The organism is Paenibacillus xerothermodurans, from assembly GCF_002220865.2.
Taxonomy (GTDB): Bacteria; Bacillota; Bacilli; order Paenibacillales; family NBRC-103111; genus Paenibacillus_S; species Paenibacillus_S xerothermodurans.
In genome coordinates this window covers 93,060-102,798 of sequence record NZ_NHRJ02000013.1, presented here as the reverse complement: position 1 = coordinate 102,798, position 9,739 = coordinate 93,060, and the positions used below count along the sequence as shown (strand labels likewise).

Genomic DNA, 9,739 nt, shown 5'->3' with positions numbered 1-9,739 from the left:
TTGGTGAGAACGAATCGTCAAAGTTCTGGCTAAACGTGCTCAATGATCTGCGGAACCGTGGCGTGCAGGATATTCTGATCACTTGTGTGGACAACCTTACGGGAGTCTCTGAGGCCATTACTGCGTGTTATCCGGGCACTGAGATTCAACAGTGTATTATTCATCAGATTCGCAATTCTACACGTTACGTTTCGTACAAGGACTTGAAGAAAGTCACAGCCGATCTCAAGCCGATCTACAAAGCGGTGACTGAGGAAGCTGCCTTGTTGGAGTTGGATCGCTTTGAAGAGGCTTGGGGCAACAAATACCCACTCATTGTGCGTTCCTGGCGCAACAACTGGGCGGAACTCTCCACCTTCTTTAAGTACCCTCCAGAGATTCGCAAGCTGATCTATACCACCAATATGATTGAGAGCTACCATCGCCAGCTGCGGAAAGTCACCAAGGGTAAAAGCATCTTCCCAACGGACGACGCACTGCTCAAGATGCTCTACCTGGCCACGATGGACGTGACACGAAAATGGACTGGTCGCGTGCAGAACTGGGGACAAATCCTGCTCCAGCTCTCCGTCTTCTTCCCTGACCGAATCGGGCATCATTTACGTTAGAATCTGTGCTTCAAGAGGGTTTACACAAAATTCTGGACAGACCCAAGATGGGAGCTGAATAATAACCAAACATTGGAACCCTGTGATTGAGGGGCAGAAGGTGCGTATACATTCCCTCCTTGTACGTTTCTCACGTATGCCCCGTTAATGCCCCCTGTTCCTTCAGTCCGCACATCAATAGTATATGCTTCAGTAGCATGCATGCTTAAATCTGCATTGCCACCAGTAGCAGCCTTTTGTTGAATTGATGATGTGACGTTTCCATTCATACCTGGCAAGGTTCTTGATTCATTCCAAGTATAGGAAGTACCAGCGTAAGCTAAGGCTCCGGTCATTAGCACCGCACTTGCTAGGATTCCTGCAAAAAACTTGGATTTTTTAATCATTATTCATTCTCCTTTTATGTACATTATTTGTAAAACACGTACATCTAATGACAATCTGTAAACCTAACATCTACCGTTTTTTATAAACAATGGCCTTCAATAAAGATAGATATAGATTGGACGAGAAACTAAGTCGACCTTTTAAAACGTGGGTGAGGGAGCAAAAGGACCGCCGAATAAGAAGAAACGCAAAGCAGGTGCCGGTCTCCAGCAGGGCGGCTTCCTCTGTCACCGCCTTGTAGATGGGCTGGTAAATCAGCGGTTAGATTTTTAAATCTTCTTGTTTCAGTTTGCATGAATGGCATCAAAGCGTACTAGATGCCTTTTTAGCATCCACCACTGTGCCATAATGAACGAGCCGGTTGTAATCTTAAATCGAACGATAACCACGTAAACGGTGGAGGGTATGGAAAGGATCGTAGCGGAGGGAAAAAGTGTGAGATGGGCGTGTCCAACCTTGATACCGCTGACATACAAGAGTTGTTCCCTCTGGCCCAACGTACCGCGTGCGTGACGAATCAAGCATCTCGGCTCCCGCGCCATAGAATATGATTTGCTGCCTCGGCATAGACAGCATCGCATGCCGGTAACGGCCTACAGTCCGCACGCACAGGCAGGGGCGTTGAGGCGGGGGGATTGTGGAGAATCCGGTGGTGAGCAACATCGCAGACAAACATAACGAGCAGCCGCTGCAGCTGCTTTTAGTATGGTGCATGAGATACGGCGACGTTGATCGCGATTCCGATCACGTTGTCTGAGCAACATGCAGCCCAGAACATAGCGGCCCGCTTGATCGAGCTGACAGATCAGATTTGCGGCGGCTGGTTGCGGAGTTTCCCCAGCCCAAGCGAAAAGTCCCGCTGGATATTATTTGTTATGTCGATCTGCGGGTGAGAATGCATTATCCACACACTTATACACATAATGCACAGGCTTACAGAGCGGATTGTGCATAAGTTTTCAGAAGGATAATAACATATCCACAGCTTCGGATATCCACATCAACTGCCAGTTCGAAGTAACTCACTGTGTGCATTAACTGCTGTTCGAGATCACTATCTACAGCATTGGATCACCCTGCGAGGGTCGCCACCCATGACAGCTTGCTCCAGTGCAGAAACGCGAATACAGCCCGCTGCCGCTACGCAGAGGGCGGGTCGCTTCTTGCACGCCTGCCAATGGCGCTGTTCTGGAGGGCAGAGATCAAATGATCGCTTTCTCCACTACAAATTCTTCTGAAATCATGGTCCACATCTCGGGATCTTCCATGCCTAGTCGCCATAATGCCACGCCGCGAATGCCAAGACGCTCAGCCAGCAGCAGTTTCGCGCGAATACTGGCGGCATTTTCGAACCAGACTTCATGGTCGTTGCCCTCTTCATCGGTGTAAGCGAACATCGGCGTCTGGGTTTCCTCATCGAAAATAACGGTTCGGTTGTATCGTCTTGCGAGATCCATAGCCATCGCGTAAGTCGCATAAGTATTCCGGCCGGTCGTAAGATTGAAATCAAAACCAAACACGGACACAGCTGCAGTGATCTTTCTGCCCGGCATCTTGGTTAATGCGTAACGGACGACGGACTCCATCCACCCGATCGACACAACCGGTCCAGGTCCGCTGCCCGGCCACCCATGCTCGTTATAAAGCATCACCACAAACTCATCGACCACGCCTCCGATCACAGCATAAGTGAATGGCGCAGAAAAAGGATTCGTCGGTTCATCTGAGGTCCGCGACGGCACTGCCACGGAATAATAATATCCGGCGTCTCTTAGCTGCGGTTCCAGCTCTCTGTAAAGGGCGTTCAGAAGTTCCCTGTCCTCGTAGCGGACATCTTCGAAGTCGATGTTGACTCCATCAAAATTGTAGCTTCGTAAAACGGTGAGCATATTGGCGATAAACGCGCTGCGGTTTTCCATGGTAGCCAGCATGACGCCTATCACTTCTTGGTTAACCTCCTGATTTCCCCGCTCGTATAGCAGGTTATGGATGCAGGCGAGCATTTTCACGTTGTGGCGGTGGCCGTATCCTATGACCTCCCGCATGTACTCATCGTCGAACTCAGGGAATTTCTCTACCCGAGAGGGGTTTTCCCGGTCTATACGAAAATGGAACATGGCCGTGTTAGTCAGCTGGTCGGCCTGCGCTTCAAAGACCTCACGCGAGCTTGGCAGCGCCGGGCCTTCCTCTTCCACGTAGTATCCAAATATCTCGGTGATCGGGCGTTCTCCGCTGTGTGGCACCAAGTCCACAATGTCACGAAAAACCCATCCGGGGTTTGCATTAAACAAGCGTATCCGGACCCAATCGCCTTGTATGCCGGTCACAGGGAGTCGGGCGCCGCGAGCCATCTGTGCGACAATAGGAAAGCCGGTGCCCGGGCGGCTGCGCACGTTGGCACTATCGACCGTCACTATCGCTTCGGTATAGACGGGGATCACCAGACGCTGGCCAACGGCTAAGGACGACGAGGTCAGCCTGTTTAACTCCATGACGGCTTCCACGGTAGTATCGAATCTGCGTGCGATCAGATAGAGCGTATCCCCGGGCTGAACTTCGTATGTGAACGGCACGGTCACCGGAATCGTTAATCGTTGGCCCGGGATCAGGGCACTGGAGGCCAAATTATTAGCCTGCATCAACGCCTCCACACTGGTGCCGAACCGTCTTGCAATGAGATACAGCGTGTCACCTGGTTGAACCACATAAGTCAGCATGGGCAATCTTCCTTTACGTTTTCTGTCGATACCATGTTATTCATGACACCTGCCCAGTGGAACATGGAATTTTGTGCGCGGTGTGCGCTGTGCCGTGTCCTTTGGCTTTCTCAACTGCGCCAGCATTTATGTGCTAGACGGCAAATGACACTAAATATAAACGATTTGAATTATTTATCTAGTAAAACTAAAATGTAAGCGGTATGAATGTTTTCGGCAACCCGTAGCCAGTGAATGGGTAAACCGGGTAGCTCGATGCATCACGATATAAATAATAGAACTCATCTCACAAATAAGCGTCCTGAAACCAAAGCGAACTGGGAGGGGTGGCATGCATGCTTATATGGATCAACGGGGCGTTCGGAGCGGGAAGACGCAGACGGCGTACGAATTGCACAGAAGAATCCCTGATTCCTTCGTTTGCCATGCTACGATATATACACAGCAGCTATAACGGCACGATTATTGTGCCAATGACCGTGGTTGATCCGTAAGTTTTCGATGAAATTGGTGTGGTTACGGATTCCCATTTTCGGTATAATTAGTGGATTATTTGTCTGTGAAAAAAATTGAGAGGTGCTCTAATGAACAAAAAGGAACTGGAAGAAGGATTGATCCGTAATTATCAGCGGGAAGAGAACATGATGATTCTCGTGTTTGCCCAGTGGTGCATCAACAACGGCCTCGACCCTGAGGAGCTGTACCGCCGAGCGTATCCGGACCAGCAGGAGAATGTGGTGCTGCAGCAAACCCTGAAACTTACCGTTCCGAAGGAGGAGGCAGGGGACATTGCGGACGAAACCGTTCTTGGCGTGTTATCGTTATTCGGCAATGAAGAGCTGGCGTTTGTGGTGAGTGGGGAGATCCACCGAATGAGACGTTAGGCAGCTCATGCTCATAATTAGATTGTCGGAACGCAGAGAAGCTTTCGCTTGCACGAAAAAAGGCCGGCCTTTTTGGGTAAATGTCAGTAGAGCTCGACTTTGGCCTCGTCGGGGTATACAACAGACAAGAGGTTGACGTTAGAATTGCTCCATGTGACATGAACCCACCTGTAAATAAATTTCACCATAGATTCAAATGGACGTTTTTTCCGCTTATAGTTATAATTATCAATGGCTTAATAGAATAATAGTTAACCAGCGGAGGAGGCACCTCGACCAATGAAAAAGGGAATGATCGTATTTGCTGTGTTTTCGCTCGTATTAATGCTTTTTGCGGGCTGCGGCAACCAAGACAATCAAGCTGCGCAGGGAAAAGAAGGCGCGGCGGCAAGCTTTAAAGTGGGCATGGTCACTGATGCCGGCACCATCGACGACAAGTCTTTTAACCAGGGCACTTGGGAAGGTGTGGTGAAGGCGGCCGAGGAGCTGAAGCTTGAACACAGATATTTAAAACCGAACGGCACGACAGAGGCGGATTACACAAAAGAGATGGGCAACTTATATGACGCCGGCTACAAGATGATCGTTACGCCGGGATATAAATTCGAGACGGCTATTTTTAAGTCGCAGGATAAGTACGAGGATGCTAAGTTTGTGTTAATTGACGGCACGCCTCACGCCGGTGACATGAAATCCGTGGTGAAGCCTAACACGGTCTCGATCTTGTTCGCCGAACAGGAATCAGGCTTCTTGGCCGGGGTAGCGGCTGCGCTGCAGCTCAAAGAAGGTGAAGCCGGTTTCATCGGAGGGATGAAAATTCCGCCGGTGCAGAAATACAACTGGGGCTTCCAACAAGGCGTGAAGTATGCCAATGACAATTTGGGCACCAAACTCAACATTAAACCGGAGAACGTAATCTATCAGGGCACTTTTGATAATGTGGCGGCTGGAAGCCAATTGGCGGCACAGATGTATGACCGCGGTGTGAAGGTGATTTTCACAGCGGCCGGCGGTGTTGGAGTTGGTGCGATCAACGAAGCGAAAAACCGGGCGACATCCGGCAAAGAAGTTTGGGTTGTCGGCGTCGACGTCGACCAGTACCAAGATGGCGTCTACTCGGGCGACAAATCAGTGATCCTGACATCGGCGCTGAAAAAGATCGACACTGCAGCATATGACATGGTGAAGGCGGAAAAAGACGGCAAGTTCCCGGGCGGCCAGACTTTAATGTTTGACTCCAAAAATGACGGAATCGGTCTCCCTGAGAAAAATCCTAACTTAAGTGAAGACACGGTGAAGAAAGTGAGCGACATAGTAGCCAAGATTAAATCGGGAGAAATTAAAGTCGCGGCTGAGCAGGGCAGTTTGATCGAGTGATTGGTGAACTAAAAAAAGAGACGGACACCCGTCTTTTTTTTGTCTGCAGCCTCAGGTGGATAGCGTGTGGGTAAAGGAGGGGACATTCATGGAATATGTTGTTGAAATGCTAAACATTAGAAAAGAGTTTCCGGGCGTCGTAGCCAACGACGATATTACGCTTCGACTAAGGCGTGGGGAAATTCACGCACTGTTGGGTGAGAACGGAGCGGGAAAGTCCACGCTGATGAGCATCCTGTTCGGGATGTATCAGGCCGATCGCGGGACAATCAAAATCCGCGGGCAGGAGACCCGGATTTTGAATCCGAACAGTGCAACGAAGCTTGGTATCGGTATGGTGCATCAGCATTTTAAACTGGTGGGAAATTTCACAGTGACCGAAAATATTATTCTCGGGTCGGAGCTGCGCAAGGGGCTTGTCATAGACGTCAAGACGGCCGGCAAAAGAATTGAGGAATTGTCCCTGCAGTACGGACTGAATGTGGATCCTTACGCGAAGATCGATGATATCTCGGTTGGCATGCAGCAGAGGGTTGAAATTCTGAAGATGCTCTATCGTGACGCCGAGGTACTCATTTTCGATGAGCCGACCGCCGTGCTCACGCCGCAGGAAATCAAGGATCTTGGCCAGATCATGAAAAATCTGATTGGCGAAGGCAAATCCATCATTCTGATTACTCACAAATTAACAGAAATCAAGGCGATGGCTAATCGCTGCACCGTCATCCGCCGGGGAAAATCTATCGACACCGTCGATGTGTCAACCACGAGCGAACAAACGATGGCTGACATGATGGTAGGAAGGCATGTCACTTTCAAAGTGGATAAAGAGGTGAGTGTGCCAGGTGACGTGGTGCTGAAACTAGATTCCCTGTCGATTAAAAACAACAAAAACTTCTGGGCTGTGAATGAGTTCTCGCTGGAGGTGCGAGAAGGGGAAATTGTCGGCATCGCAGGCGTTGAAGGCAATGGCCAAACTGAGCTGATCGAGGGGATCACCGGGTTAAGAAAAATCGAGTCTGGCACGTTTTGGTTTGAGGGGCAAGACATCACCAACACGACCATACGGAGCCGAGTAGAGCAAGGCATTGCCCATGTCCCGGAAGACCGACACAAACGCGGCTTGGTGCTCGATTACACGTTGGCTGACAACATGGTGTTGGAGGTTTACCACCGTGCGCCGTTTTCCCGCAACGGCCTGCTGAACAAAGGGGCGATTCGGGACCACGCCAATCATATTATTCAAAGTTTCGACGTGCGGTCCGGGCAAGGCGCCGCATCTGTAGCCAGATCTTTGTCTGGCGGTAATCAGCAAAAGGCCGTGATTGGCCGTGAGCTCGAGAGGGACCCCGCTCTGCTTATAGCGGTGCAGCCTACACGGGGACTGGACGTCGGTTCCATTGAATATATTCACAAACGGTTGATCGAGCATCGGGACAAGGGGAAGGCAGTTTTGCTCGTCTCGTTGGAATTGGAGGAGCTCATGAACCTGTCGGATCGCATTGCCGTTGTCAATAACGGGGAGCTGATCGGTATCGTCCGGCCTGCTGATGTGGGCGAGCAGGAGATAGGATTGATGATGGCCGGAGTGAAGAGGGGGCAAACAACATGAAAACCGGAGTCATATCATTGGTTGCTGTGCTGTTGGGCTTGTTGGCCGGCGGCTTATTAATGGCAATCACCGGCCACAATCCACTGGACGGTTATACGTATCTATTTCAGGGCGGACTGAAGAACCTTGAAAGGGTAGGGAATACGTTAGCCACAGCCACCCCCCTGATCTTCACCGGGTTGTCGGTTGCTTTTGCGTTCAGAACAGGGCTGTTCAACATCGGTGCGGCAGGACAAATGCTGATCGGCGGCTTTAGCGCCACGGCCATCGGTCTGTCGCTGGATTTGCCGGGGCCGCTCCTGCTGGTCATTATGGTGCTTGCCGGGTGTTTGGGCGGTGCTCTGTGGGCGTTTGTGCCCGGGCTGCTGAAAGCCAAATATAATGTGCACGAAGTGGTCTCCACCATTATGATGAACTGGATCGCTTACTGGACAGTCTATTACGCTGTACCGGCTTACTTTAAGGGTCCTAGCTTGGAGACGGAATCGAGACCGCTGCCAGAGGCCGCGACACTCCAGGCGCCGTTTTTATCAGAGATGTTCGACGGCTCTTATATTAATTTGGGGTTGTTTATCGCATTTATCGTAGTGGCGATCATCTCGTTCATCATTAACAGGACGACGCTCGGATATGAACTGAAGGCGGTGGGCTTTAATCGGCATGCCGCTGAATATGCAGGTATTGCGGTGAACCGCAGCATGATTCTGTCCATGCTCATCTCGGGCGGAATCGCGGGTCTGGCTGGAGTAGCGCAGTACGCAGGCAACGCCTCCAACATTCAGATTGGCGTCCTGCCGTCGCAGGGCTTTGACGGGATCGCCATAGCGTTGCTGGGAGCCAATTCGCCGGTAGGGGTGATGCTCGCGGCGGTTTTTTTCGGCCTGCTATACTCGGGTAGAGGGTTTATGAATGCGATGACCGAGATTCCACCGGAGATCGCGGATTCAATTATCGCCATTATCATCTATTTTGCTGCTACCAGCATTCTGATCGAGCGGGTATTGAAGAAGATTAGCGCGCGGCGCAGTGCAAGCGAAAGCGGAAGGCAGGTGAAAAGCGATCATGTGGACAACTTTTGAACAAATATTTCCGTATGCGATCGCATTTACGATACCCCTGTTGATCACCGCCCTGGGTGCCTTGTTCAGTGAAAGGAGCGGGATCGTGAACATCGGTCTGGAAGGGCTCATGGTGGTTGGCTCCTTCACGGGCGCATACATCATTCACCAACTGCAGGAGCTTTGGCCGGGAAGCACACTTGCACTGTGGGTGGGCCTGCTGGCGGCGGCTGCGGCCGGGGCACTATTTTCCCTGCTCCATGCATTCGCCAGCGTTAATTTGAGCGCCAACCAGATTATCAGCGGCACGGCCATCAACTTGGTCGCCGGGGCATTGACGGTGTTTCTGGCCAGAAACATGACGGGAAGCGGTAATATCCGTATTACCACCGGCTTTCTGCCGATGGATATTCCACTGCTCTCATCCATACCGGTGATAGGTCCGCTGCTGTTTGCCAAGACATACCTCACAAGTTGGCTCATACTGGCCGTGGTGCTCGTCAGTGCGTTTGTGTTGTATAAAACTCCGTTCGGTCTACGCCTGAGAGCGTGCGGTGAACATCCCCAGGCGGCGGAGGCGGCAGGGATTTCAGTGGCGGCAATGAGATACACCGGCGTGATCATCTCAGGGGCGTTTTCCGCGCTGGGAGGGGCGATTATAATCGTGACCTACGCCGGCGAATTCACTGGCACCGTGGCAGGGTTGGGCTTTTTGGCACTGGCATCGTTGATATTCGGGCAGTGGAAGCCGCTCGGTATACTCGCGGCGACGCTGTTTTTCGGCTTCGCCAGCACGATCGCCAACGTATCCCAGGTAATTCCTTCGCTAACGGTCATTCCGCCGGTCATACTGAAGGTGTTTCCTTACGTTGTGACGCTCATCGCACTCATTGCTTTCTCAAAATCGTCGAATGCGCCTAAGGCGGTCGGCGAACCGTACGAGCCGGGGAAACGCTAGAAGACAACCGGGCGCGCGCAGATGTTCAGCCTTTTCATGGATTCATCATGGAAGGGCTTTTTGTCCTGAGAAATATTCATCAGTTTGTTAGTTGGAAAATAGTCCAAATACCGGATTGACTTAAAAAAACCGGAATGA

General features: G+C 51.1%; 9 protein-coding genes. 7 read left to right on the top strand and 2 right to left on the bottom strand.

The genetic code is table 11. The features are described from left to right. A partial coding sequence (locus tag CBW46_RS16870; protein ID WP_111361084.1) for an IS256 family transposase occupies positions 1 to 608 on the top strand: 608 nt, incomplete at its 5' end. 20 nt (positions 609 to 628) lie between these two features. Here the strand turns inward: CBW46_RS16870 and CBW46_RS16865 are convergent. Together CBW46_RS16865 and CBW46_RS16855 are read right to left on the bottom strand one after the other, a co-directional pair. Continuing rightward, positions 629 to 994 carry a hypothetical protein gene (locus tag CBW46_RS16865; protein WP_089201159.1) on the bottom strand — a complete coding sequence of 122 codons (366 nt, stop codon included), beginning with the start codon at positions 992 to 994 and terminating at the stop codon, positions 629 to 631. 1,203 nt (positions 995 to 2,197) lie between these two features. Further along, on the bottom strand, positions 2,198 to 3,712 hold the full coding sequence (locus tag CBW46_RS16855) for a LysM peptidoglycan-binding domain-containing protein (protein ID WP_089201157.1): 1,515 nt from the start codon (positions 3,710 to 3,712) through the stop codon (positions 2,198 to 2,200). Between the two features lie 335 nt (positions 3,713 to 4,047). On the opposite strand from CBW46_RS16855, the gene CBW46_RS21420 reads away from it, so the two are divergent. The 6 genes from CBW46_RS21420 to CBW46_RS16830 all read left to right on the top strand — a co-directional run bounded on the left by CBW46_RS21420 (position 4,048) and on the right by CBW46_RS16830 (position 9,601). Beyond that, the gene (locus CBW46_RS21420; protein ID WP_165842354.1) at positions 4,048 to 4,206 is read left to right on the top strand and encodes a hypothetical protein; all 159 of its coding nucleotides are present in this window, start codon (positions 4,048 to 4,050) and stop codon (positions 4,204 to 4,206) included. 90 nt (positions 4,207 to 4,296) lie between these two features. After that, a complete protein-coding gene (locus tag CBW46_RS16850; RefSeq protein ID WP_089201156.1) occupies positions 4,297 to 4,596 on the top strand; it encodes a hypothetical protein in 300 nt (99 codons plus the stop codon). Positions 4,597 to 4,875: 279 nt separating this feature from the next. Then, positions 4,876 to 5,973 (top strand): BMP family lipoprotein, encoded by a 1,098-nt coding sequence (locus CBW46_RS16845; protein WP_089201155.1) that lies wholly within the window; start codon positions 4,876 to 4,878, stop codon positions 5,971 to 5,973. An 88-nt stretch (positions 5,974 to 6,061) separates the two neighbouring features. Then, the gene (locus CBW46_RS16840) at positions 6,062 to 7,585 is read left to right on the top strand and encodes an ABC transporter ATP-binding protein (RefSeq protein ID WP_089201154.1); all 1,524 of its coding nucleotides are present in this window, start codon (positions 6,062 to 6,064) and stop codon (positions 7,583 to 7,585) included. Continuing rightward, complete coding sequence (locus CBW46_RS16835; protein ID WP_089201153.1) at positions 7,582 to 8,664, top strand: ABC transporter permease; 1,083 nt, start codon at positions 7,582 to 7,584, stop codon at positions 8,662 to 8,664. The genes CBW46_RS16840 and CBW46_RS16835 overlap by 4 nt, the downstream gene beginning before the upstream one ends. Beyond that, positions 8,648 to 9,601, top strand: a complete 954-nt coding sequence (locus tag CBW46_RS16830) for an ABC transporter permease (RefSeq protein WP_089201152.1) — start codon at positions 8,648 to 8,650, stop codon at positions 9,599 to 9,601. Before CBW46_RS16835 ends, CBW46_RS16830 begins: the two co-directional genes overlap by 17 nt. The last annotated feature ends 138 nt before the right edge of the window (positions 9,602 to 9,739 follow it).